Source organism: Aurantibacillus circumpalustris, from assembly GCF_029625215.1.
GTDB classification, from domain to species: domain Bacteria; phylum Bacteroidota; class Bacteroidia; order B-17B0; family Aurantibacillaceae; genus Aurantibacillus; species Aurantibacillus circumpalustris.
This window is the reverse complement of record NZ_CP121197.1, coordinates 1577918-1602830: the sequence shown is the minus strand read 5'-3', so window position 1 is coordinate 1602830 and position 24913 is coordinate 1577918. Positions and strand designations below refer to the sequence as shown.

Annotated in this window: 18 protein-coding genes; 8 read left to right on the top strand and 10 right to left on the bottom strand. The window is 35.1% G+C overall.

Annotation, left to right across the window (positions count from 1 at the left end; genetic code table 11):
* Window positions 1–21 precede the first annotated feature (21 nt).
* Together asnS and P2086_RS06680 are read right to left on the bottom strand one after the other, a co-directional pair.
* On the bottom strand, window positions 22–1455 hold the full coding sequence (gene asnS / locus P2086_RS06685; protein WP_317899669.1) for an asparagine--tRNA ligase: 1434 nt from the start codon (window positions 1453–1455) through the stop codon (window positions 22–24).
* Between the two features lie 65 nt (window positions 1456–1520).
* Complete coding sequence (locus P2086_RS06680; protein WP_317899668.1) at window positions 1521–1760, bottom strand: hypothetical protein; 240 nt, start codon at window positions 1758–1760, stop codon at window positions 1521–1523.
* Here P2086_RS06680 and P2086_RS06675 point away from each other — a divergent pair.
* Window positions 1759–4617, top strand: coding sequence for a PD-(D/E)XK nuclease family protein (locus tag P2086_RS06675; protein ID WP_317899667.1), 2859 nt, complete (start codon window positions 1759–1761; stop codon window positions 4615–4617). The genes P2086_RS06680 and P2086_RS06675 overlap by 2 nt on opposite strands.
* A 168-nt stretch (window positions 4618–4785) precedes the next feature.
* Here P2086_RS06675 and P2086_RS06670 read toward each other — a convergent pair whose 3' ends face one another.
* Complete coding sequence (locus tag P2086_RS06670) at window positions 4786–6861, bottom strand: endonuclease MutS2 (protein WP_317899666.1); 2076 nt, start codon at window positions 6859–6861, stop codon at window positions 4786–4788.
* 112 nt (window positions 6862–6973) lie between these two features.
* Here P2086_RS06670 and P2086_RS06665 point away from each other — a divergent pair, with 112 nt between their 5' ends.
* Window positions 6974–8716, top strand: coding sequence for a DUF349 domain-containing protein (locus P2086_RS06665; RefSeq protein ID WP_317899665.1), 1743 nt, complete (start codon window positions 6974–6976; stop codon window positions 8714–8716).
* Between the two features lie 115 nt (window positions 8717–8831).
* On the opposite strand, the gene gmk is transcribed toward P2086_RS06665, so the two are convergent.
* Window positions 8832–9389, bottom strand: a complete 558-nt coding sequence (gene gmk, locus P2086_RS06660) for a guanylate kinase (protein WP_317899664.1) — start codon at window positions 9387–9389, stop codon at window positions 8832–8834.
* Between the two features lie 572 nt (window positions 9390–9961).
* Here gmk and P2086_RS06655 point away from each other — a divergent pair.
* From P2086_RS06655 to thiL, 4 genes are all read left to right on the top strand, one after another.
* Window positions 9962–12481, top strand: a complete 2520-nt coding sequence (locus tag P2086_RS06655; protein ID WP_317899663.1) for a TonB-dependent receptor — start codon at window positions 9962–9964, stop codon at window positions 12479–12481.
* A gap of 219 nt (window positions 12482–12700) precedes the next feature.
* Complete coding sequence (folB, locus tag P2086_RS06650; RefSeq protein ID WP_317899662.1) at window positions 12701–13054, top strand: dihydroneopterin aldolase; 354 nt, start codon at window positions 12701–12703, stop codon at window positions 13052–13054.
* Window positions 13055–13098: 44 nt separating this feature from the next.
* The gene (locus P2086_RS06645; protein WP_317899661.1) at window positions 13099–13383 is read left to right on the top strand and encodes a 4a-hydroxytetrahydrobiopterin dehydratase; all 285 of its coding nucleotides are present in this window, start codon (window positions 13099–13101) and stop codon (window positions 13381–13383) included.
* Window position 13384: 1 nt separating this feature from the next.
* Window positions 13385–14428, top strand: a complete 1044-nt coding sequence (gene thiL / locus P2086_RS06640; RefSeq protein WP_317899660.1) for a thiamine-phosphate kinase — start codon at window positions 13385–13387, stop codon at window positions 14426–14428.
* A 106-nt stretch (window positions 14429–14534) separates the two neighbouring features.
* On the opposite strand, the gene P2086_RS06635 is transcribed toward thiL, so the two are convergent.
* Together P2086_RS06635 and P2086_RS06630 are read right to left on the bottom strand one after the other, a co-directional pair.
* On the bottom strand, window positions 14535–14960 hold the full coding sequence (locus P2086_RS06635; RefSeq protein WP_317899659.1) for a gliding motility lipoprotein GldH: 426 nt from the start codon (window positions 14958–14960) through the stop codon (window positions 14535–14537).
* Window positions 14961–14988: 28 nt separating this feature from the next.
* The gene (locus P2086_RS06630; RefSeq protein ID WP_317899658.1) at window positions 14989–16332 is read right to left on the bottom strand and encodes a PSP1 domain-containing protein; all 1344 of its coding nucleotides are present in this window, start codon (window positions 16330–16332) and stop codon (window positions 14989–14991) included.
* 74 nt (window positions 16333–16406) lie between these two features.
* Between P2086_RS06630 and P2086_RS06625 the strand changes: the two genes are divergently transcribed.
* Both P2086_RS06625 and P2086_RS06620 read left to right on the top strand, forming a co-directional pair.
* A complete protein-coding gene (locus tag P2086_RS06625) occupies window positions 16407–17285 on the top strand; it encodes a hypothetical protein (protein ID WP_317899657.1) in 879 nt (292 codons plus the stop codon).
* Window positions 17285–18037 carry a hypothetical protein gene (locus P2086_RS06620; RefSeq protein ID WP_317899656.1) on the top strand — a complete coding sequence of 251 codons (753 nt, stop codon included), beginning with the start codon at window positions 17285–17287 and terminating at the stop codon, window positions 18035–18037. Before P2086_RS06625 ends, P2086_RS06620 begins: the two co-directional genes overlap by 1 nt.
* On the opposite strand, the gene P2086_RS06615 is transcribed toward P2086_RS06620, so the two are convergent.
* The 4 genes from P2086_RS06615 to P2086_RS06600 form a co-directional block, all read right to left on the bottom strand.
* On the bottom strand, window positions 18013–18957 hold the full coding sequence (locus P2086_RS06615; RefSeq protein ID WP_317899655.1) for a 1-aminocyclopropane-1-carboxylate deaminase/D-cysteine desulfhydrase: 945 nt from the start codon (window positions 18955–18957) through the stop codon (window positions 18013–18015). The two genes, P2086_RS06620 and P2086_RS06615, sit on opposite strands and share 25 nt — an antisense overlap.
* Window positions 18954–20822 (bottom strand): tetratricopeptide repeat protein, encoded by a 1869-nt coding sequence (locus P2086_RS06610; RefSeq protein WP_317899654.1) that lies wholly within the window; start codon window positions 20820–20822, stop codon window positions 18954–18956. The genes P2086_RS06615 and P2086_RS06610 overlap by 4 nt, the downstream gene beginning before the upstream one ends.
* Before the next feature lie 116 nt (window positions 20823–20938).
* Window positions 20939–21346 carry an ATP-binding protein gene (locus P2086_RS06605; RefSeq protein ID WP_317899653.1) on the bottom strand — a complete coding sequence of 136 codons (408 nt, stop codon included), beginning with the start codon at window positions 21344–21346 and terminating at the stop codon, window positions 20939–20941.
* Window positions 21343–24864, bottom strand: a complete 3522-nt coding sequence (locus P2086_RS06600; protein ID WP_317899652.1) for a DUF4175 family protein — start codon at window positions 24862–24864, stop codon at window positions 21343–21345. The genes P2086_RS06605 and P2086_RS06600 overlap by 4 nt, the downstream gene beginning before the upstream one ends.
* Window positions 24865–24913: the final 49 nt, after the last annotated feature.

Here is a 24913-nt window from a genome sequence, read left to right as displayed (position 1 = left end):
AAATAAATTGGTGTTAGTCTTCTAAAACTCACAATTCTTAGGAGCTCTGGGAAAAGGAATTACATCGCGAATATTCGTCATACCTGTCACAAACAAGATCAAACGCTCAAATCCTAAGCCAAAACCTGCATGTGGACAAGATCCAAAACGTCTTGTATCTAAGTACCAGGAAAGTTCTTCCGTTGGAATTCCCATTTCACCCATACGGGTTTCAAGTTTATCCAAACGTTCTTCACGCTGACTTCCACCAACCATTTCGCCAATACCTGGGAATAAAATATCCATAGCAGCCACCGTTTTTCCATCGTCGTTCTGACGCATGTAAAACGATTTTATCTCTTTTGGATAATCAGTTAAGATGACTGGTTTCTTAAAATGTTTTTCTACGAGGTAACGTTCGTGTTCACTCTGAAGATCAACGCCCCATTTATCGATAAGATATTGAAACTTCTTTTTCTTATTGTGATTACTTTCACGTAAAATTTCAATTGCCTGAGTATAAGTGATTCGCTCGAATTTATTATCTAAACAAAATTTTAATTTGTCTAATAAGGTCATTTCACTTCTTTCATTCTGTGGTTTCTGTTTTTCTTCATCCTCTAAACGCTGACTTAAAAACTGAATGTCCTCCGAATTATTTTCCAAAGCGTACTTGATAACGTATTGCAGCATTTCTTCTGCTAAATCCATGTTATCCGATAAATCAGAAAAAGCTATCTCTGGTTCAATCATCCAAAATTCAGCGAGGTGACGTGCTGTATTGCTATTCTCAGCTCTAAACGTTGGACCAAAAGTATAAATATCAGAAAAAGCCATTGCTGCCAATTCTCCTTCTAGTTGACCAGAAACAGTGAGGTTGGTTGATTTACCAAAGAAATCTTGTTTGAAATCGATGTTACCGTTTTCATCCTTTGGAGGATTGGACATGTCAAGAGTGGTAACCCGAAACATTTCTCCTGCTCCCTCGGCATCACTCGCTGTTACTACGGGCGTATGAATGTATACAAACCCCTTTTCATTAAAGAATTTATGAATGGCAAACGCTAAAGTATTTCTTACACGAAATACTGCGCCGAATGTATTGGTACGAAAACGTAAATGCGCAATCTCGCGCAAAAATTCTAAACTATGTTTTTTTGGTTGCAGTGGATATTTCTCCGCATCACTATCACCAATAATTTCTACAGAAGTGGCTTTTAATTCTACAGTTTGACCTTTTCCTAAAGAAGCAACCAGCACGCCAGTTGCACTCACAGCGGCTCCGGTAGTAATACGTTTTAAAATCTCTTCCGCTGTATTTTCAAAATCGACAACAACTTGTAAATTATTATTGGTTGAACCATCGTTTAACGCGATGAAGGAATTGTTTCTAAATGTACGAACCCACCCTTTAACGGTGATGGTTTGCTCTGTTGGTGTAGTTTTTAAAATGTCTTTAATGCGTAAACGTGCCATTATCTTGTCAAAATTTAAGAAGTCAAATTTAGTAAGATTTTGGGGATAACTAGATCTCTACAGAATTATTCTTTAATACGTAAGTAGTCAACTTCTTGGATCTCATCTGCCATCTCGCCAAAATTAAGAACTAAATCCTGTATAAACAGCACTTCGGGAAACAATCTAGCCTCAATTTGTTTGACCACTTTTTTACTTCCTATGATCTGAATTTCCTCAAATAAACGGGGGTGTATAATTTTAAAATAACTCTTATTGTTTTTATACTTCCTATAAACAGGAAAGTGTATATCTTCAAGCTTCATGGCAAAAGAGTTTCTAAAATTAGTTGCAGAATTTATTCACGAAAGATACAAAGATAATGTAGAAAAACTTTGCATTGTATTACCCAACAAACGGGGCGCACTCTTTTTAAAAAACCATCTGGCTCAAACTTTTGGAAAAACAATTTGGCTACCTACAATAATTAGCGCCGAAGATTTAATTACCGAACTCAGCGGTCTAAAAACACTCGAGGAAATTGATTTAGTTTGTCATCTTTATGAAAGTTATAAAATCTGTTATGGCCCCAATGCTGAAACTTTTGACAGTTTTGCAAAATGGGGGCAATTAATTTTACAGGATTTTAATGAAATAGACCGCTACTTGGCAGACTCAGAACAACTTTATGAAAACTTAAAGGACATTAAAGTCATTGAAAACTGGAGTCTGGGCGAAGAAAATTTAAGCGAGTACCAAACAAACTATTTGCAATTTATGAATAGCCTCGGAGCTATCTATAAACATTTTTCAGCTTTTCTACTTACGAATAACTGGGGGTATCAAGGACTAGCATACAAGTATGCCGTAATCAATCAAGATACAAATACTTTTGTTGATCAATTTGACAAATTACTTTTTTGCGGTTTTAATGCATTAAATGCGGCCGAACTAAAAATATTTTACAAACTTTTTGAGCAAAAAAAAGCAGACCTTATTTGGGATGCAGATAATTACTATTTAAAAAATCCAAACCAGGAAGCGGGTTTATTTTTAAGAAATAATTTTGATTTATTTAAAGAACGAGATCCACTTTTTATACAAGATAATTTCCGAGAAAAAAAAGACATTAAAATTATTTCTGTCCCAAAACAAATTGGTCAGGCACAAGTTGTAAAACAAACACTTCAACACTTTATCGATCAAAACATTCCTTTAGATCGCGTTGCGGTTGTGTTGGCGAACGAAAAACTTTTGTGGCCCGTTTTGCAGCAGTTACCAGGTTCCATTGAGCATGTAAACATTACGATGGAATATCCTTTGAGATATACCTCTACTTATGGGTTTATTGAACTTCTCATTCAACTTCAACTAAATTTTGACAAGCAAAAAAAGGCTTACAAGACTATTTATCACAACGATTTAATTAATCTTTTTAGACAACCGATATTTTTATATTACTTAAAAGCGCGGGGACTAGATCTCAACCTTTCTTTGATTATTGGACAGATAAACGCACGGAACCTTTCTTTTATTTCCCAAAAAAATCTACAACAATTATTACAGGAAAGTTATGTTCAGGTTCAACAACTTCTACAACCTTCCAAATCAATTCAGGAATTATGCGAAACCATTCAAGGTGTTTTAAAAACCTGTATTGTTTATTTTTCAGAACAACAAAGTAGTAATCAAAACAATTTAGAACTTGAATATTTACAAATTATACTCAAAAATTTTAACCGCTTAAATGATATCCTTATACGGTATCCGCATTTTAACGACATACAATCGTTTAAACAACTTTACACACAAGTTGTAGGGAACTCCTCTGCACCTTTTATTGGTGAACCTTTGCGAGGGTTGCAAATAATGGGGGTTTTAGAAACCCGTACTCTCGATTTCGATCACATTATTTTAGTGAATGTGAACGAAGGGGTCTTACCTTCTGGAAAAACAATCAATTCTTTTATTCCTAACGATCTTAAACGGGCTTTTGGTTTGCCTTTGTATTTGGAAAAAGACGCTATTTACGCCTATCACTTTTATCGCTTGTTACAAAGGGCCAAAGATATTACCATTACTTACGATAGTGAAACAGATACCTTTGGTAAAGGTGAGAAAAGCAGATTCGTCACTCAGTTGCAATTAGAAATGAAACACTACAATTCAGAAATTACTATAACTGAAGAAGTAGCTTCTTACAAAACTTTTCCGGAAGAATTAGACAACACTATTATCATTCAAAAAAACGATGAAGTTCTAAAATCCATTCTTTCAAAAGCCACTAGCAGTGATCAGTATGGCGGGCTGTCTCCATCAGGACTTATATCCTACAAAGAATGTCAGCTGAAGTTTTATTTTCGTTACAGCACACATTTAAAAGAAACAAAAGAGGTAGAAGAAAGTGCTGAGGCAAATACCTTTGGTTCTATTTTGCATTTAAGTTTAGAAACACTTTACAAAGATTTTACCGGAAAAATAATCACTACAAACGATTTACAAGAAAAACTGAAACTAGCTGATGTTGCCGTTCAAGAAAGTTTTATTTCCTTTTTCGATAATACCGAACCCGTTGGAAAAAGTATTTTACAACAAGAAGTAATTAAAGTGTATGTAAAAAAACTCATTAACAACGATATCAAATTTATTACGGGCTTATCAGAAGAAAATCAGTTTCTTACTTTGAATAGTTTAGAAAAAGAACTTTCAGCAGCCTTGGAACTTAAGCTCAAAGACAAAACCGAAACCATTTACATTAAAGGAAAAATTGACAGAGTAGACAGTTTTGGCGGGCAAATAAGGGTTATCGATTACAAAAGTTCGGTTAAAGACACCGATAAATTTGTATTTGATGGATTTGAGAAATTATTTCAGGATAAAAACTACAACAAACAATTTCAACTTTTTATTTATGCCTGGTTACTATATAAAAACGGTACGCCCCCTGAAAAGTTGATGCCCTGCATTGTTCCCTTTAAAGTGTTTTTAGAAGAACCTAAATATGTTCTGGGAGCTAATAAAAAACCCTTTGTTTTTACGTCACAGTTTTTTGATGAATTTGAAACAGAATTAAAATTATTTATTGCTTCTATTTTTGATCAAACTCTTCCCTTCATTCAAACAGATGATGAGAAGACGCATGAGTATTGTCCGTATAATGTGATTTGTAATTTTAAGATTTAGGGCAAACTCATTTTTACCACATAGGAACATAGGATGAACGAAGCGCATAAGCATAGGGACACATAGGATTAGAATGAATTTTTTCTTTCTATGTAAACTATGTGTCTATGTGGTTAATAATTGGAAGGGTACGAAACACATTCGCTCTGTGGTTAAAGATAGCCGAACCTATTCCTCCGCCAGCACCAAATTTTCCATTCCCACCGTCATTTTCATTAAACCGAATTTGATAAAAACCTTTTCGTCTCTGATCTCTTCAACCACTCCCACTTCATTTCCATTCAAGACTTTTACTTTACTCCCAACTTTTAAAACGGGTTTAATGCGTGCGATTTTTTTCTCTGCAAAGTTACTCAGCTTGTTTTGTTTTCTTAATTCTTCCTGCTTTTTTGTTTCTGCTGTAATGCCATCAATAAAGCGTTTTATAATGACTTTTTTATCTTGTTTTTTATTCCAATCATCCATCAAACGTAAGTACTTCTGTCCGAAATCGGCCAAACGGACCAATTCAATTTTTCGTTCGCGTTCTTTGTTTATTTTTTCTTCCCAATTAGTAAATAAAGTGTGGTATTTTTCTTTGGCTATTTTCTTAAGAAACTCTTCGTGCTCCAAACGCTGCGCTTGTTCGGCCAACTTTGTTTTTTGATCCTGAACATCCGCCAGCAAACGGTTTAATTTTAATTTGTCTTTATCTACTTTTTCTTTCGCGCGATTTATCAAATGAATTGGAAATCCTATGCGCTCTGCAACTTCAAAGGTATAGCTGCTTCCAGGCTCTCCTATGCTTAAAATGTACTTTGGTTCGAGTGTCTCAATATTAAATAACATACTGGCATTGATAGCGCCATTTAATTTTTCCGCCAATAATTTTACATCTCCAAAATGCGAGGTAATAACGCCTCTGGTTTTTGAGTTCACTAAATTTTCTAAAACCGACTCTGCAATTGCGCTTCCCAACTCAGGATCGGTGCCGCTTCCAAACTCATCCATTAAAACCAACGAAGCCTCATTAATTTCATTTAAGATAGACGTCATTGATTTTAATTTAGCACTATAAGTACTCAATTCATTTTCGATACTTTGTGTATCTCCAATATCGATCAGAATTTTTTCAAAAAAACAATAGGTGCTCGTTTCTTTAACCGGAATCAACAATCCGCTTTGCAGCATCAACTGTAACAAGCCAATGGTTTTAAGAGATATTGTTTTACCTCCGGCATTTGGTCCGCTGATAACGATGATTCTATCCTTACCATTTAAATCTAAGGACATTGGAATGGTCGGTTTTCCTAATCGTTTATTCTGTATATACAAAAGTGGATGATACGCTTCCCGCGCACTTAAATTAAACCCTTCTTTAATTTCTGGCAAACAGGCTTTTAAATCGACGGCAAATTCTGACTTTGCTTTCACAAAATCCATATAGATTAAAAACTGAAAAGCGTTTTTTAAAGATTGAGAAAAAGGATTCAGCTTTGCACAAAGCTCCCTCAGTATGCGACTAATTTCTCTGTTTTCATCTATCTCTAGTTCGGCAACATCGTTATTAACACCAATGGTTACAGTCGGCTCAATAAAAATAGTTTTACCGCTTTCACTTTTACTGTGCACAAATCCCGGTACATCCGACTTATGCTCAACAAGCACTGCTAAGGTTCGGCGACCATTAAAAAAACTTTCTTCGTTTTCACGTAAAAAGCCATGTTTTCGCAATTCGTTAATGTAATTGTAAAATCGTTTATCGCTTTCACGTCGTTTTTCAACAACGAGTTTTCTGATTCGACTTAATTCCGAGGATGCATTATTTTTAACTTGTGCTTCTGAATCAATAATTCTATTTATCTCATCCACAACAAAATCAAACACTTCTAAATCTTTAACCAACTCAAATAAAAATGGAAGACTTGCTTTTTTACCTTTTAAAAAACGAATTAAAGTATTGCACACTTCAACTGTTTTTAAAACGCTTAGTAGCTGTGATTCATGCAACAATGCACCATCCAGAGCAAGGTAATTTAATTCAACTGAAATATCTTCGTGTTCAACCGAAGGAAAATACCCTTGGGCAGCAATAACTAATTTTAGTTCGTTCGTTTGATTTAATTCGGTTAGAATGTCTTTAGAATTACTTTTCGGGAAGATCTCTTCACAAAGCGTTTTGGCTTGTTTGCTGTGACATCTTTGTTGTACTAAGTTCTTTACTTTATCAAACTGAAGAAGCTCAAGGTGTTTCTTCTCAATCATTTATTTTATCGAATTACAATTTACAAAAATCTTTATAAAAAAACAATAAAGTTAATCATTTGCAGAACGTTTGAATTAGATTATTTTTGGGAAGAATAAAATTTGAACTATAATGAAAACCGAACTGATTACTAAAATGGAAGAACTGCTGTTGAAAGACGCAGGTGAAGTTGCTGCTGATGTGCGCACTCTGCAAAAAGAGTATCAAAAGCTCTGGACTTCTGAATTTGAAACGGCCAAACAATCTTTTGTAGATGAAGGTGGTAAAACCAAAGAGTTTGAATACCACAAAGGTTCTGAAGACCTTAAGTTTGAAAGTTTAGTTGAAAAATACAACAAACTAAAAAAAGAAGCGGATGCTAAAATCGCATCTGAGCAATCTAAAAACTTATTAGTTCGTCAAGAGATTATTGCGAAAATCCGTGACTTAAGTCAGGTTAGTGAAAACGTTGGTTCTGCCGTAAGAAAGCTGCAAGAGCTACAAACACAGTGGAAAGAAACCGGACCTATATCTTCACACAAATACAAGGAAATACAATCAGACTATAGCAGAGCCGTTGAAGACATTTATTACAACATCAAAATCTTCCGTGATTTACAAGAACACGATCTTAAAAAGAATTTTGAGCATAAAACCGAATTAATTGAAAAATTAAAAACAGTTCAAGCGCTTGAAAATGTTAAGGAAGCTGAACGTTTAATAAAAATTTACCGGAACGAATGGGATGAAATAGGTCCTGTTCCTAACTCAAAGTGGGAGGCATTAAAGAATGATTATAAAGTTGTTTTGGATGAAACCTATCGTAAAATAAAAGGACATTATAATTCGATGGAAGAACAAAAAGCCGCGAATTTAACTTCCAAACTTGAAATTATTGAAAAAGTAAAAGAACTCATTGAATCTGTTACTGAAGCCAAAGCAACACGTTGGAATGAAGCAACTGAAAAAATCATTGCACTTCAAGCGGATTGGAAATCGGTAGGAAGAACAACTGAAAAAGACAATGAAAAAATTTGGGCGGAATTCAGAACCCTTTGCGATACTTTCTTCGAAAAGAAAAAAGTATTCTTTTCAGGACTAAATGAAAAGTTTGCGTCCAACAGAAAAATTAAATCAGAATTAATTGCGAAAGCAGAAGCTTTAAAGAACAGTACCGACTGGCAAAAAACCGGACTTGATTTAATACGATTGCAAGACACCTGGAAGAAATATCCAAGCAATGGTGATAAAGAAGAGCCGAAATTATTTGCGCGATTCAGGAAAGCCTGCAATACATTTTTTGATGCCAAAAAAGCCCATTACGAAGATGTTGACGCGGCGTTTGAGCAAAACCTTGTGAAGAAAGAAGAGATTTTAACACGTTTAAATGAACTTACTTTAACAGAAGACGGTGCTGCAAACAGAGAGTTATTAAAGAACATAAGCCACGAATGGAATGAAGCGGGTATGGTTCCGATGAAGGACAAAAAACGCGTGAACGATGCTTTCTACAATAGACTCGATGAGTTGTATGAGCAAATGCACATTGATAAAAATGAAAAAGCTGCGATTCAATTTAAAACAAAATTAGATCGTTTAGCTTCATCTGAAAATGGCTTTGATTTATTATTAAAAGAATCGGACCATTTGAAAAAACTCGCTGAAGAAATCAACAGCCGTGTTCGCACGTATGATAACAATTTAGGGTTCTTTAAAAGTTCAAAAGGCAGTAATAATAATTTCATGAAAGAAATTGAAGATAAAATTACTGGGGAAAAAGCCAAAATTGCAGAACTGACTGCGAAACGTAAATTGATCACAGAGGAATTAAATAGAATTCGCGCAGCTGCTGAGAAACAAAAAGCAGAGGCTTAAATCGTGCCAGTAATTACACTAATTTTCACTAACAAGATCCCTTCGTGCCAATTCGTGTAATTAGTGGCTCAAAAACTAAGAACCCCCCAAGATGAACTTAGCGGAATTCTTATTGCTAAATTCCTAAAAATTCTTTTACTAATTCTTCAGCCTTAACGCAGGCTTCTTCTAATACTTCGTTGAGAATAAATACATCAAAAAGCTCAGCAGTTTTTAATTCTTTTTCTGCTTTTGCAATTCTCCTTGCAATACTTTCTTTGTTATCAGTACTTCTTGAATGTAAACGTTCTTCTAAAATTTTTATACTTGGAGGCATCACAAATACACCCAACGCGTTTTCTTTAAACTGGGCTTTCAAATTCAATCCACCTTCTACATCAATATCAAAAATAACTGCTTTGCCTGTAGCCCAGATATCTTGCACCGCTGATCGCAAGGTGCCATAATGCGTTCCTGCATACACTTCCTCCCACTCTAAAAACTCGTTATTGGCGACTTTTTGTTTAAATTCTTCTACACTTAAATAATGATAATCTTTGCCATTTACCTCAACCCCTCGTTTAGGGCGACTTGTAGCCGAAATAGAAAATGCAATGTGCTCAGGAAATGTTTTAAGAATATGGCGAACAAGAGTTGTTTTGCCTGATCCGGACGGGGCCGAAAAGATGATCATTTTTCCACTGTGCATCTGCAAATATAAGAAACTGCCATATTTCCACAACTTATCGATCAAAGCAAAATTTAGCCCTTTATTGACAAATAATATTCAGAAAAGTTCGCATTCTGCTATTTCAACACAGAGGCACGGGAGGTTCAGAGGTGCACAAAGGTTTTTCTATGTCAGTGGCATTCTGCTATTTCAACACAGAGGCACTGAGGGTTCAGAGGTGCACAGAGGTTTTTATTACAAACAAAACCCTTCCGGGCATAAAAATAACAAATCAACCGAAATGCAATCACACAGAGATTTTGAAGCGAGGCTTCAAACCTATGCGCCTCTATATTTATGCGTATAGTTGGTCCTATGATTCTATGTGGTTAAAAATTTGGGTTTCGATTAATTTATTATTATTTGACTCTAGCTTACACCTCGTTAAACTGCTATATTTATCTTTAAAGTCAAACTATTTAACCCGCCTCACTTCCTATTATAACGCCCTTTTACCATTGATAAAAAAACGCTGATATTCCTTTACTTTAGCTTAATTTTGTGCCTGCTTTTAACTAAAAAGCTAAAACACGATTATGAAAAAATTAGTACTTCTTCTCTTGGCCCTTTTTTCCTTTTTTGCAAACGCTCAGATGCCTGCTGGCGGCAACAAAGACATGATGAAAGCCATGAAAGACATTAAGGGTCGTGTGTACGGAAAAATCATAGATGCAAACACCAAAAATCCGGTTGAATACAGCTCTGTTGTGGTTTTATGGTTTAATAAAGATAGTATTCTTGGCGGTGGGTTAACAAAGGAAAACGGTGAATTTAATATTGAAGGGCTGCCCCCTATGGGTGGCTTTCGTTTACGAGTCACCCAAATTGGATACAAAACCTACGAGACAAAATTTTATATCCAGATGCCAAATAAGATTGAATTGGATTTAGGAAATATTCCTTTTGAAGTAGACGAAAAACTTTTAAAGGAAGTGGAAATTACCACAGACAAAAATGCCGTGGTGATGTCTATTGATAAGAGAACTTATAATGTCGATAAAGACATTTCGATAAAAGGTGGCACAGCTGTTGACGTGATGAAAAATGTTCCCGGTGTTACTGTAGATGCAGATGGAAACGCCGAGCTTCGGAATCAAGCCCCTACTCTATTTGTAGATGGCCGTCCTACAAATTTAACGCTTCAGCAAATACCCGCTGATCAAATTGATCGTGTTGAAATTATTACCAATCCTTCTGTAAAGTACGATGCAAGCGCCACTGGTGGTATTCTAAATATTATCATGAAAAAGAATGTGAAGCCGGGATACAATGGCATGGCAATGGCATATATTGGCACAGGCGATCGTTATGGTGGAATGGTAAACTTAAATGTGAAAGAAGGCAAATGGAATTTCACTTCCATGTATTCTCACAACCAAGCAATGAATAACACCTTAGGTTATACCCGCAGAACACAGTTGGATAGTTTGGGAAATGCTTCGGGTTATTTTAATCAGGATAATAAAGTGCGTCAAACGAATATGTTTGATTTTGGCAAACTAGGGCTTGATTATAGCATCAACAACCGCAACACCATTACTTTAAGCGGGATGATCGTTGCCGGACAATTTAAAACCTACGATAAGCAAGAATACCAAGTGCAGGATGCTACCAAAACAGAACGTTTATTCGGCGGAAGAATAAATGAACAAAATGCTGCGTTTCAGCATTACAATGGACAGCTTCTTTATAAAAAAACTTATCCTAAAATCGGACAAGAATTGACTATGGACGGAAGTATCAATCATACCAATTCGAACAATGGCTATTTGTTTACTACCAATTCCACGCTAAATCCAGATACATTTGCCATTCCGGATACTTACCAAAAAAACGTCGGGAAAAGTAATGCCGACCAATATGTCTTTCAGTTAGATTATACGAATCCTTATAGCGAAACAAGTAAACTGGAATTTGGACTCAAAGCTTTTTATAAAAAATCAACTAGCGAAAACAATACATCACGAGCCGTTTCTACTCCAGAAAATTATTTTCCTGACACCATTCTAAGTAATCGCTATGTAATAGATGACATGGTAAACGCTGCTTACGTAAATTATAACAACAAAATGTTCTGGGATATTTCTTATCAGGCAGGGCTTCGCTTTGAACAATCATACTACAAAGGAAACATCACTGATAAGAACCAATCTTTCTCATACAATTACCCTTCATCCAGCGAAGATTTACTAAAATCAATTTTTCCTGGTATTTACTTCTCTAAGAAATTAAAAAAGAATCAAGAGTTGCAAGTAAATTTCAGTAGAAAAATTCAACGACCGAATTTTTTCCAATTGATGCCATTTGTAATGTTTGCCGACAAACAAAATTATAGAATTGGAAACCCACAACTAAAACCAGAGTTTAAAAACATTGCCGAATTAAATTACAACAAAACATTTACAAAAGGTAGTTACTTAGGTTCTGGTTATTTCCGCTACGAAGAACAACCCATTACAGATGTGGCTTATCCTTCCCTAGAAGATCCAACAGTTCTGGTAAATACAACAGTTAATGGAAAAAACAGCATTCGTTATGGAATGGAACACACCTTTAAATACACCGTATTTAAAAACTTTGATGCAACAGTAAATTTCAATGCATTCTATATTTATATCAAAGGACTTGTAGTTGCAACAGAACCAGAAGTAAAAGCAGAAGGTTTTGCTTTTAATACAAAAGCAACACTCTCTTATAAACTTCCAAAAGCTATCACGCTTCAAGTAAACGGTAATTATGAATCACCTAAAATTTTATTGTTAGGTGCCACAATACCTGTGTATTCAATGGACATATCACTTAATAAAATGTTTGGCACAAAATGGATTGTAAACGCAACACTCAGCGACGTATTCAATAGTCGTGTAATGGGCGCGCATTATGAAACACCGTATTACACACAAGATCTTTCAAGAAGAAGAGAAAGTCGTTATGTGCGTTTAACAGTTACTTATTTATTCGGAAAAATGGATGCTTCGATTTTTAAACGCGCAAAACAATTAAGAGGAACCGATACACAGCAAGGAAATCAGGACGGTTTGGATTTTGGTAAGTAAGAGAAATTAAACAAAATAAATTGCAAACTCTAAAACCACAACTTGTCCCGAGCTTGTCTCGGGATAGACACATAGAAGGAATCGGCCCGTCTTTAAAAATAAGGAAAAGCATAGTGCAAAACGCTTCGCCTGGCGAAGCGTTTCTATGTGTACCTTTATTTATCTTGGCTTATATTAAAAAATCTATGCTCCTATGTGGTTAAATTTTTAAACCAAAACATGACACACTCCATAAACATCGAAGGCATTAAACTATACGGCTTCCACGGCTGCCTTGAAGAAGAAGCAAAAATTGGTGGGAACTATATCGTTGACGTATACCTGACAACCGATTTTTCAAAAGCTGCGAAAACAGATGATCTTAACGAAACACTTGATTACTGCACAGTGTATGAAATTAGCAAAGCCGAAATGGCCATACGAAGTAAACTTATTGAACAAGTTTGTGAACGCATTTACACAAAAATAAAAGGCGCTTTTCCTACTTTAAAAACTTTACACGTTAGAGTTACCAAGCTTGTACCGCCCATGAATGGTAACGTAGAAAAGGTGAGTGTTGAAATAAAGGATTAAGAAGATGTTAGTATAAAAATCCTAACTTTACACTCTAAAACAGCATGAGACCATCCTTATATACCAGCGCAGAAATTCAGGAAAACCTAAACCACTTGAAAGATTGGAAACTGGATGGAAACGCCATTCAAAAAGAATTTAAATTCAAAGATTTTATTTCTGCATTTACTTTTATGACCCAGGTGGCCTTGCATGCAGAAAAACTCAATCACCATCCTGATTGGAAAAACGTATACAATACCGTTTCTATCAAACTAAACACCCACGATGCCGGTGGATTAACAGAACTCGATTTTAAATTGGCAAAACTTATTGATAAAATAATATAACATGGATTTTGATAACACTTCCCGCACCGAACTTTCAGAACTAGGTGAGTTCGGACTTATAAAACACTTAACACAATACATTGAACTTACGAATGAGTCCACAGTTAAAGGAGTTGGTGATGATGCAGCTGTAATTGATAACAAAGATTTACAAACTGTTGTGTCAACCGACATGCTTGTAGAAGGCGTTCATTTTGATTTGACTTATGTTCCATTAAAACATTTGGGTTACAAAAGTGTGGTAGTAAACCTCAGCGATATTTATGCGATGAATGCTGTTCCGCGACAAATTGTTGTTTCTCTGGCTTTATCGAGTCGTTTTAGTTTAGAAGCGATGGAAGAATTTTATGCCGGTATGTTGCACGCCTGTAAAAAATACAATGTAGATTTAATTGGTGGCGATACAACCACAAGCACCAGCGGACTTGTTATTAGCATTACTGCCATTGGTGCAGCAAAAAAAGAAGATCTTGTTTACAGAGATGGTGCGAAAGAAAGTAATTTATTGTGCGTGAGTGGCGACTTAGGTGGTGCTTACATGGGACTTCAAATTTTAGAAAGAGAAAAAGCAGTTTATAAAGAAAATCCTAAGCTTCAACCAGATTTAGAAGGCAAAGATTATATTTTGGAACGCCAATTAAAACCGGAAGCGCGAAAAGACATTATTGAATTATTAAAAAGTCTGAATATAAAACCCACTTCTATGATTGATGTGAGTGACGGACTTTCTTCTGAAATCCTTCACCTGTGCTCACAATCAAAGGTTGGAGTTGAATTGTATGAAGAAAAAATTCCAATTGATCCTTTAACTTTCGAAACGGCTCGTGAATTTAATTTAGATCCTACAGTGTGTGTGTTAAGCGGTGGAGAAGATTACGAATTATTATTTACTGTTGATATTGCAGACTACGACAAAATAAAAAACTCTATGGACATTACTATTATTGGTCACATGACTAATGAATCTAAAGGGCAATTAATGGTTGCAAAAGCTGGCACTGTGCATGAATTAAAGGCGCAGGGTTGGAATGCTTTGTTAAAATAGTTTTGACTATAAGGGCGAATTAGTTATTGATTAAACAGACCCATAGATTTGTGTCATTCGTGAAATTCGTGTCAACTTAAGACACTCCTTGAGAAATTTTCAACCTCTATTTGCTCTTCTCAATTTCAAACCCAAAATCCATCACCATCGGAAGCGGATCAACCCGCATGCCTTGCTCAAAAATAAATTCGTATTTACCCGCTAAAGGAAAACGAATATTCTTTTTTATAGGAACTTTAAAATCAAAAATATCTCCCGAACCACTGCCTAACCATTCACCTTTTTCATTCCCTAAAATAACTTCCATGGTATCTGTTAACACTTTTCCATCAGGATATTTTGTAGTCACAAACAAAAACAAATTCTTGTATTGATAAGACTCAACATGACGCACCATTAAATAAATATTGTTTAATGTTTGAGTGTCTTTGATTTCCAAATCAAATACCGCTTTATCCTTTGCTGCCCATTCATAATTATCAAACGTTTTGTACTCACTATACACAACATCTCTGCAGGATGCAAAAAACATACTCACAGTGATTAATAAAAGAAAAGTCTTATTGCGGATTATTCGGTTTATTATCATTTCTTGGAGAGTTTGGTTTTCTATTTTGCGGACGGGGTTTATCTCCCGGTTTAGTATTATTCGGTTTGCCTTGCGGACGAGCGTTTGGCTTTGCTTGTTGCTTTTTTTGACCCTGAACTTTTGGTTTTTGATCTGGATCTTTATTAGGATTTCCTTTTGGGTTATTTTTATTTCTGTTCTGTTTAAAGTTTGGTTTCTTACCACCTTTTCTATCAAAACGTGTAAGACTATCCTGTCCAACCACATTTTCAAAAAGAGGTTCAACAACAACTACTTTCTCGGTTACTTTAAATGTTGGGGTTAAAGCTTCAGGAGTTTCTCCTTTTGCGTTGGCTTCCAACACAGCATGCACCGCTTTTACGTCCATTGGAATAAAAACACCTGGTTCGCTACGGTAGCTGAACCACATCATGCGTTTAAAAATATCTGTCTTTTGTAAAAACGCGTCACCTTTTTTGGTAAGTAATTTTTTTCCTTCCAGATCTGGAAATTCTTTTAAAGCATCGATATAACTATCTAACTCGTAATTCAAACAACATTTAAGTTTACCACACTGACCAGCTAATTTTAAAGGATTTAAAGACAATTGCTGATATCTAGCAGCGCTCGTGTTTACAGTTCTAAAATCGGTAAGCCAGGTACTACAGCACAATTCTCTTCCACAAGAACCAATTCCACCTAAACGCGAAGCCTCCTGACGTGCACCAATCTGACGCATTTCAATTCGCACTCTGAATTCGTCTGCAAGTACTTTAATCAGTTCACGAAAGTCAACACGCGCATCGGCTGTATAATAAAAAACCGCTTTTGACTTATCGCCCTGAAATTCCACATCGCTCAGTTTCATTTCGAGTCCAAGCTTCAAAGCTATGGTCCGCGCTCTGTACATAGTATTCGTCTCCAATGCCTGAGCTTCTTTCCATTTATCAATATCTGCTTGCTTTGCCTTACGGTAAACCTTCTTAATCTCCTCACTATCGAAATTAACATTGCGCTTTTTAAGCTGAAGACGAACTAATTCTCCTGTTAAGGAAACGGTTCCCATATCATGGCCCGATGTTGCTTCCACAGCAATGGCATCACCTACATTTAAAGTAAGATTATTGGTATTTCTAAAGAATTCCTTACGCGAATTCTTAAACCGAACCTCCACTATATCAAAAGATTTTTGTCCATCAGGTAAACTCATGTTCCCCAACCAGTCAAAAACCGTCAACTTATTACATCCGTCTGATGTACCACAAGATCCATTATTATTACATCCTGCCGGAATCCCATTTGTTGTGGTTCCACATCCGCCGCTACTACATCCCATAAATTAATTTTTTCAAGCTTAAAGATAAGAAAATTGATGGTTTAATACAAAAGCAATTAACTATCTTTGATTGATTGAAAAGGTTTCTTTTATACAGTTTTATTGTCCTATCCTGCGCTCTTAAGGCTCAGGATAAGGTTTACCTTATGGATGGTGAATGTAAAATCGTAAAAGTTCTTGAAATCAGTGCCGATCAAATTACGGTTGTGCCAATTAGTGAATCTGGCGCTCCTTTTATAAATTCTAACGAGACTATTCCAACAAAAGATGTTGTATTAATTGAATACAAAAATGGCACGATTGAGGTTTATAATACTCCAAAAAACACGCTCACACGCAACGCAATTGGGACAACAAGAAAAAACGACCAAAAAGACCAACAGCTCTTTGCATTTAACTTTGTTTCAATGAATACGCTTGCTTTATGTAACGCCGATTTATCATTCTTTTTTGAAAGACTCGTGCAATCAAAAAAAATAGGGTATGGCTTAATGGGCGCATATAATTTCAACAATCATGCAACCATTGCGAACTTGTTTATAGGCATTTTACATAATGCAAAAAAAAGTTATGATTTTGGTGCTTTTTTTAATTTTTATCCCGGACATTTTAAAAGGAAAACCACCTTTTGCATGGGTGCACTGATAAAATATACTTCGTTTAGTTTTAGTAGCGTTAAAGAGGAAACAAGCGGCACTTCAACTATAGTTAAATATACTCCATCAACTGGCTCGCAACTTGCCTTTATTTTTAATATTGGCACACATACAAACTTTAAGAATAATTTTTTCTTTAAAACCATTGCCGGAATAGGTGGATATCCGCTTTTTGGTGAATACAAAAAACAAGTGAATTATCTCGTAAACAAAGACGCAGATCCCAATACAAAGCCAATAAACTATAGCTTTTTCCCAAAAATTTATCTTGGCATTAACTTAGGTCTTAGTTTTTAATGAGATATTTATTAATTATACTCTTGTTTAGCTTCTCCATTTTTAAAGCGCAGGATAAACTTTTTTTTCTGGATGGAACGTCTAAAACAGGAATACTCGTTAGTAATACAAAGGAATTTGTTTACTTCAGAGCCACCGACACATCGAAAATTGAAAAGATCAATAAAAATCAGTTGATTGTTATGGAAGATTATAAAGGCAACCGCTATTTATTTTCTAACGACCCTCAACAAAAAACTTCAAGGGCTGCGAGTAACAGCACGCTCACTCTTCCTAAGAATAGTATTAGTATTCAACCAATGGCTGTTCTTTTTGGAAGAATTAATCTTACCTACGAACGTTTTACGAAAGACAATCGCATCGGTTTTGTTATTCCAATTATACTCACCTTCGATCCTTCCTTTGGTAATTTCTTCAATGGCTTTGACTCCACAAGAACACGTGTTCCGGGCATAAAATACATTACCGGCTTGGATGTTAACTTTTACGCCGAAAAAGGAAGTACTTTCAAGTTTTTTCTTGGCCCACGTATTAGATACGGTACCGATGTTGCCTTTTATAACACCGAGGGTATTAGCGTTCAAACACAATTAGGTATGAAACTTAGCAGACCTGAAGGATTAGTTGTACAACATCTCTCAATTGGTTTTGGTTTTGTGAAAGTTTTTTCCTCCATCACGAGCCAATTGGCATTGAGTAAACAAGCCTACCCTTGGCTTAGTTTAAATTACAGATTAGGCGTTAAATGGTAGCGCTTCTCAAAAGCCTCATTACCCTGCAAGCCTCCGCTATGCACCACCAAAATCTTTGAATCTGATATTAATTTTTTACGTTTAATTAAATCGAATACGGCATAAAACAATTTGGTAGTGTAAATGTGATCGAGTGGAATTTCAAATTTGTTTTCGAATTCTGTTTTAAAATTTAAAAGTTCAGTGTTCTTTTTTGCATAACCTTTAAATGCGTAGGAATTTAAAATACAACTATCTTCAATAAAATCTTTTTTAAGCGCTTCTTCTCCAAGTATCTTCATTTTAGAGCTATTCAAAGAAATTTTATCCAATAGAACTTCGGCCTCAGCTGGTAAATTATTCTCTCCTTTTAAAACACTTATTCCTATTATTTTATTTTGATCTTTAGCTGAAGTTAAAATTCCTGCGAAGGTGGTTGCTGTTCCACAAGCACAAAAAACATAGTCATAGTTCCATTCTTTTTTTAGAATGTCCATACAACCGCTGACACCTTCTTCATTATTGCCGCCTTCCGGTATTAAATAATGTTCGCCAAACGTTTTTGCAAGATTATTTTTAAATTCAATTGTGTCTTTTTGTTTATAGGTCTCACGGTCTACAAAATAAAACTCCATGCCGTTTTTCTGAGCAGTCTTAAGCGTGTCGTTAAGTTCTTCTTTTTCTTCGCCACGTATAACACCAATACATTTCAGATTGAATTTTTTGCAAGCAGCAGCCGTGGCAGCAATATGATTTGAATAAGCACCACCAAATGTAATGATGCTTTTTTTGTTCTGCGAAATTGCTTTTTCGAGATTGTTTTTAAGCTTAAACCATTTATTACCGCTGATTTCTACATCAATTAAATCCAAACGCAATACATCCACTTGATAAGCCGATTCTTTGTGTAACTCTTGAATTATTGGATTGTAAGAAATCAATTGCTTAGGTTGTCACCTCGTAATTCTCGGAATCGTCTACGCGCCTCCACTGTAAAAATACTTCCTTGATATTTTACAAGCACGTCTTCGTAGGCTAGTTTTGCTTTTTCCTTATCGTTCAAATTTTTATCATAAAGTTCCGCAAGGCGAAATTGAGCATCGTCTCCGTAAAGATCACCAGGATAATACTCAACAATGTTTTTATACATGGCCTCTACATCTAAATATTTTCCGAGTTTAAAATAAATTTGCGCTTTTTTAAAATAGATATCATCTCCTAAAGTATTTGTACTGAATAAAAGATTAATGCTATCCATACGTGCAATCGCGTCTGTATAACGGTGTTGTAAAATCATTAACTCTGCGCTCGAAAATAATTTTAAAGGAATGTCATTCGTGTCAACACCAATAGCATCAGTAATAATTAGACTTAAATCGAGTGCGTCGTTTGCTATAAGTTTTGTAGTAGCGCCTTTCAAAACATCTGCTTGCGTTTTAGCCCAGGCAAAGTCACCTGCATAAAAACTCAATTTCGCATTTCTAAATTTTGCCTCCTGTCCTATAGCCTCGTACTTAAAATCTTTTTCCACTTGCGAATACAATAAAGATGCTTCCCAAATTTCGCCTTTTAGAAGATAAATATCTGCTAACATGATTTTATACTCTGCTTTCATTGTTGCCTCAAGACCCTGAAGGTTTATGAAACTTTCTAACAGTTCAATTGCTTCTTCACTCTTATTTAAATAATATGCCTTTAATGAAGCAAGATTTTTTAAAATAATAGGATTTAAAAAACTAGTCTTGTATTTTTTGTTTGCTTTAGTTAGTTTTTCTTCAAGTAAAATCAGTTCTTGATTTGAAGGCTGTGGCTTCTGAGTTAATGCAAGATATTCAACATTTAAACCATCAATAATGGCTGAATCGTAGTATAAATTTTCTGGTCCTTTCTCAATAAGATAATCGAAACAACGTTTTGCTACATCCCAATTTTGATTACTCACGCAAATTTTAGCAAGCTCATAAATACGATTACCTTCTTCCTTTAAACGTTTATCTAAGGCTCTCGATTGCACAAATGCACCATCAAAATCTTTTTGTTGTTTTTGAATAAAAATTAAAAATTCACTGAGTATAATTTTGTCTGGATGTTTTTGAATGCGTTTTTGCAGCTCTTGTTTCAATAATGGATTTCTTATACCACCCGCTTCATCATCGTAACCCAGTGAGTTTTGCAAATTTGTTTGAACTGTTTGAATTTCAGAATCCCTAAACTCCAGTGCATCCAAATATTCATTAATCATGGAAGAAAGATCGTTCTTTGCTTTATAAACTTCCGCTCTCTCGTAGTAATAAGGGTAATCTGGACTAACCTTACGAGCCTTATTATAAACATCAATCGCGTAATCGTACAAATTATCTTCCTTAAAAGCGTTTGCAAGATTTTCTATATTTGGTTGAATTGGCTCCAATTCTTTAAGTGCTTTTTCGTAAGATTCTTTTTCCTTTTTACTATCCTCTTCCAACTTATATATTCTTCCTAAATAGACATACAAAAAAACGTTCTGTTTGTTTTGTTTTAATTGTTTCTTAGTGATTTTTTCTGCTTTCGAATATTCTTTGGCGCCTAGTAAACTTTTGTAATAATAATAATACCAAGCAGAAGGATTGGCATCAAAAAGATCATCGAAATAGACATTAGCCTTTTCAAACTCTTTTTGCTCGAAATACTGCATGGCCAACTTGTCTTTAGTAGCTGGTTGAGTTGGTGCAGGCATAGTCATTTGTACCTGCTGCGCGTGACATTTTATTTGGAAAAACAAAACAGCAGCAACAAACAATAAAGTTATTTTGAAGGAAATTTTCATTAAGAATGCAGTATAAATATACACCCAAACATTTTCTTAAAGAAGTAAACTAAGGCATTTTCGCCTTTTTTCACAAATGATTAGAATTGAAAATCGTGTAAAGAGTAGGAAATCTTTTAAGAGTTAAAGCCTAGTATGACTTTTTGCCCATTTTGTTCAAAGCTTATTGAGTCTGATAGATTTTGCATAAGAAAAACACCCCTCCCACTTATCTTATCAATATTTGCTGGATCGGTTGGGTCAGGTAAGTTTGCATAATCAAATCCAGTTCCTTCATCGGTAATAGAAAATATAAGTTTTGAATTTTCAGATTCAAAACCAATTTTCACAACTTTTTCCGGATTGTCTTGATTGCCATGATGAATAGCATTGTTCACTGCTTCTGTAACAGCAATAAGCATGTTACCATAACAATCTTCATTTACCCCGTATACCTGACAAACATCTTCGATTAAGCGCTCAACCAATCTAAGACTTTGGGTATTCGAGTTTATTTTTAATGTTTGGTACTTAGTTGGTATCATTTACTTAAGCTGTTAAAATAATTATTTACTTTTTCTTTGTAGTAAGGCGTTAAACTAGGTGGGACTGTATTTAACAATTCCATTTCTTTTTCCTTTAATCTTTTATACTCTAAAAATTCGGCAGGGTTGCTTAAATTTTCATTTTTGGCCTCATTACTTTTACGTTGTTCGTCTTGCTCCCGTTCCCTTTCGGCTTTCTCACTTTCGAGTAAACGGCTAAGTATTTCCTGCTGTCTGCTCATGGTTTGATTTGTAATTTGCTTATTTACAAGGTCTTTCTCCGTTTCTTCCATTAAATTTGCAAGATCTCCCCCTGGATTATTCCCTTTATTTTTCAATTTATCCATAAGAGACTGCATTTGTCTGCGCAAGGCCTCCTGTTGGGCGGCCATTTTCGCAAACTGTTCGCTGCCAGGCATTCCAGTTCCAGAGCTACCCATACTACCCTGACCTGATTTCTGACCCTTTTTATCCCCTGGCTTTTCACCTGGTTTCTGACCTTTCTCCATGGCCTCTTTCATTTCCTTAAGCTGTTGATTTAATTGCTCTTGCAATTTTCGCATGCTCGAAGATGGTGTTCCTGATTTAGAAGGGTTTTTACCTGAACCCGACCCTGGTTTTTTACATTTTCCAGGTTTTTTGCCCTCATTATCTTTTTTTGCCTGTTTCATCTGCTGTTGCATTTGCTCCAACGCTTCATTTAAAAGTAAAGCCAAATTATTTACGGAAGTCATAGTACTTTGCATTCGCATTACACTTTCACCAGTATTTCTATCTGCCAATGCCTTTACCGTCTTATCCATATTTAAATGTATGGCGTTTATTTCTCTGTTAACAATGGCGCTAATTTGAGGGGCACGCTTACTTAAAGCAAGTAGACTATCTTCCACAATTTTACTATCATCCTTGAGTTTATTCTGTTGTTTCGGAATCGCAACATACTGTGGGTTATCCACACGTGTATTAGGAAGTTGTTTAATTAATTCTTCCTGACCAAAAGATAAGTTTACCAGATTTTCTAAGATTTGACGAAGTGTTTGTGCATTCTCAGCTTGTTGTTGATCCTCCTCCGCTTCCATTGCCTTTTCCATCTGCTCCTTCATTTCTTTCATTTTCTGACTTGCACTTTTCTGAGATTTAGAGGCGCTCTTATTATTGCTCTTACTTAATTCTTGAGAACTGTTTTCCATGTCCTGACTAACTTCATCCATCTTCTCGTCATTTTTCGGAAGTTCATTCGGTTCTTCTAACTCTTTATTTTTTTGTTCAAGATCCTTTAAATCTTTTTTAAGCTCATCAAACTCCTTTTTAATTTCTTCTTGTTTCTTTTCTAAGTTTTTTGATTCGGTCTTTTTTTCGTCTTGTTTACCATCCTTGTCCTTGGCATTCTTATCCTTGCCGTCCTTATCATCTTTATTCTTATCTTTTTTGTCAGCAGAGTCTTCTGGTTTTTTCCCTTCCGTTTCCTTGTTCAAGTCTTCCTCTTTCTTTTGGAGTTCATCGAGTTTATCTATTGCGTTTTGCATTTTTTGCTGAACCTCTAATTGCTTAAACGCTTCTAAGTTTCGGTCTAACTCTTTTTCTATATCTTCATTGGTAAGTTTTAACTGCTCCAACTTCTCTTGCACCTGATTTTTATCCATTTTTTCGAGCATTTTATTTAACTCGTCAAATAGTTTTTTCATTTCAGGCGTCATTACATTTTCGAAAAGCTGTTCTAATTGTTTTTGTTTTTCAAGAATAGATTCATCGGTTTGACTAAACTCGCTTTGTTGTTTATTATTTTGTTCGTTTTCTTTTTTAACCTCGTTTATTTTATTTTGAAGTTCTTGTTGTTTTTTAAGGAGGTCCTCAATTTTCTTTTTTTCTTCGTAACCCAATTGTTTTTTATCATTAATTTTTTTCGCAAGATCATTTACATCCTTTTGCAATTGTTTTGCTTTTTTAATGCTCTCTTCTAAATCTTTTTTAATCTCTGCGTTATTTTTTTGTGTTGATTCATTCACCTCATCCTCAGTTGGAGCTTTAAAAACCATCAGCGCAGTCTTTGAGGCTTTTGGACCATTTACACCGTCATTATCATAAACTTCAAAATAGTATTCTACCTTATCACCTTGCTGTAAATCATACTGAGCTGCATCAAAAAAATAAAAATAAGGTTGGCTTACTTGCCCTTTTATTAAAGCTATAGGATAACTTCCACTCGTTTCAGTTGACTTTCCATTTGTATCGGTGCCGAATTTTTTAAAATAGAATGTTAAACGACTAAATCCATAATCGTCTTTAATTTGTCCGCTAAAATAAATATTTTTTGTGTTCAAAGAATCTACTGTTTCACTCACATCAATATTTGGAAATTGATCAGCAATAACATTAATAGCGTAATTAACCGAATCAATTGCGTTTGGCACAAATTGATTCAATGCTTTTATGGTGTAGTTGTTGCTTTGTAATAATCTTCGCGAAAAACTAAATTGATTTTCGTTGCTTTTATATGGTAATGCTAAACTGTCGCTGAATTGCAATTTTAATTCATCCGTATTCTTAGTATTAAATACCCAATTTACTTTTGTACCCTGTGGAATTTGAAGATCCCCTGTATTTGTAAGGTTTTCATTTGGCTTGTTCAAATACGACGGATAAATAAGTTGTAAATTAAACTGGAGTAAAGACGGTTTTGGAAGTACTTTGAGTTCATACTCTTTTGAAGTAAAACCTGCTGCGCTTAGTTGAAATGGCAGTGTGTTTTGTAAGTTGGTAAAAGTGTAATGAAAGGAAATAGTATTTTCTTTTTCTAATTTGTAACTAATTCCGCTCACCTCGATAAAAACTTCATTCGGAACCTCATCTCCATCAATCTTTACTTCCAACTTATAGTCTTGCGTTTGAAGTGCTTGTAGATCTTTATTTTGAATTGTAAATTGAAAAGGCATTTCCTTCTCGTAATAGGTTTGGTAGTTAACTAAGCGTGTAGTGCTTTTAGAAATGATTTGCGGCCAAATAATTACTATTGCCGTTGTTACAAGCACTAATGGAAGCAAGTATTTAAGATATTTCCTATTTTCATTCAAATCAACAGCTGTAGTGAAAGGAATTGGTTTTAACTCATTGATCTTTTGGTTAATTCCTGCAAACAACAATTCATTCGAACCATTTAAAAGTTGATTGTTCTGGAGTTGAAGTACGTTTAATAATTTATCCTGCACGTTGCTAAAGTGATTTCCAATAATAGCCGCGGCCTGATCGTAAGAAATTACTTTTCCTATTTTATTTAGCTTAAGTAAAGGTGTAACAATGTAATTGATCAATACAGCAATTGATGCACTCAGAAAACTAAAAAATAAAACACCTCGAATGAGAGTATTAAACTCCCCAAAGTACTCAAGAAAAACAACCGATAAAAACGCGAGCAACAAAATACCACTCGAATAAATTGTTCCCTTTATTAATTTATTTTTGTAGTAACGACGAATAAACTCGTCGAGCTTTTGAAGAAGAATATTGTTTTGAGAGTCCAAAATAAATAGCTGTATACAAATTTAAGATTCCAAGAATGTAAAGCTATTA

Coding starts and splice junctions, on each gene's coding strand:
- P2086_RS06655 (WP_317899663.1), top strand. CDS start 9,962: ATGAAAAAATTAGTACTTCTTCTCTTGGCCCTTTTTTCCTTTTTTGCA.
- P2086_RS06665 (WP_317899665.1), top strand. CDS start 6,974: ATGAAAACCGAACTGATTACTAAAATGGAAGAACTGCTGTTGAAAGAC.
- P2086_RS06630 (WP_317899658.1), bottom strand. CDS start 16,332: ATGGGATGTAGTAGCGGCGGATGTGGAACCACAACAAATGGGATTCCG.
- P2086_RS06605 (WP_317899653.1), bottom strand. CDS start 21,346: ATGATACCAACTAAGTACCAAACATTAAAAATAAACTCGAATACCCAA.
- P2086_RS06675 (WP_317899667.1), top strand. CDS start 1,759: ATGGCAAAAGAGTTTCTAAAATTAGTTGCAGAATTTATTCACGAAAGA.
- folB (WP_317899662.1), top strand. CDS start 12,701: ATGACACACTCCATAAACATCGAAGGCATTAAACTATACGGCTTCCAC.
- asnS (WP_317899669.1), bottom strand. CDS start 1,455: ATGGCACGTTTACGCATTAAAGACATTTTAAAAACTACACCAACAGAG.
- P2086_RS06680 (WP_317899668.1), bottom strand. CDS start 1,760: ATGAAGCTTGAAGATATACACTTTCCTGTTTATAGGAAGTATAAAAAC.
- thiL (WP_317899660.1), top strand. CDS start 13,385: ATGGATTTTGATAACACTTCCCGCACCGAACTTTCAGAACTAGGTGAG.
- gmk (WP_317899664.1), bottom strand. CDS start 9,389: ATGATCATCTTTTCGGCCCCGTCCGGATCAGGCAAAACAACTCTTGTT.
- P2086_RS06635 (WP_317899659.1), bottom strand. CDS start 14,960: ATGTTTTTTGCATCCTGCAGAGATGTTGTGTATAGTGAGTACAAAACG.
- P2086_RS06645 (WP_317899661.1), top strand. CDS start 13,099: ATGAGACCATCCTTATATACCAGCGCAGAAATTCAGGAAAACCTAAAC.
- P2086_RS06620 (WP_317899656.1), top strand. CDS start 17,285: ATGAGATATTTATTAATTATACTCTTGTTTAGCTTCTCCATTTTTAAA.
- P2086_RS06610 (WP_317899654.1), bottom strand. CDS start 20,822: ATGAAAATTTCCTTCAAAATAACTTTATTGTTTGTTGCTGCTGTTTTG.
- P2086_RS06670 (WP_317899666.1), bottom strand. CDS start 6,861: ATGATTGAGAAGAAACACCTTGAGCTTCTTCAGTTTGATAAAGTAAAG.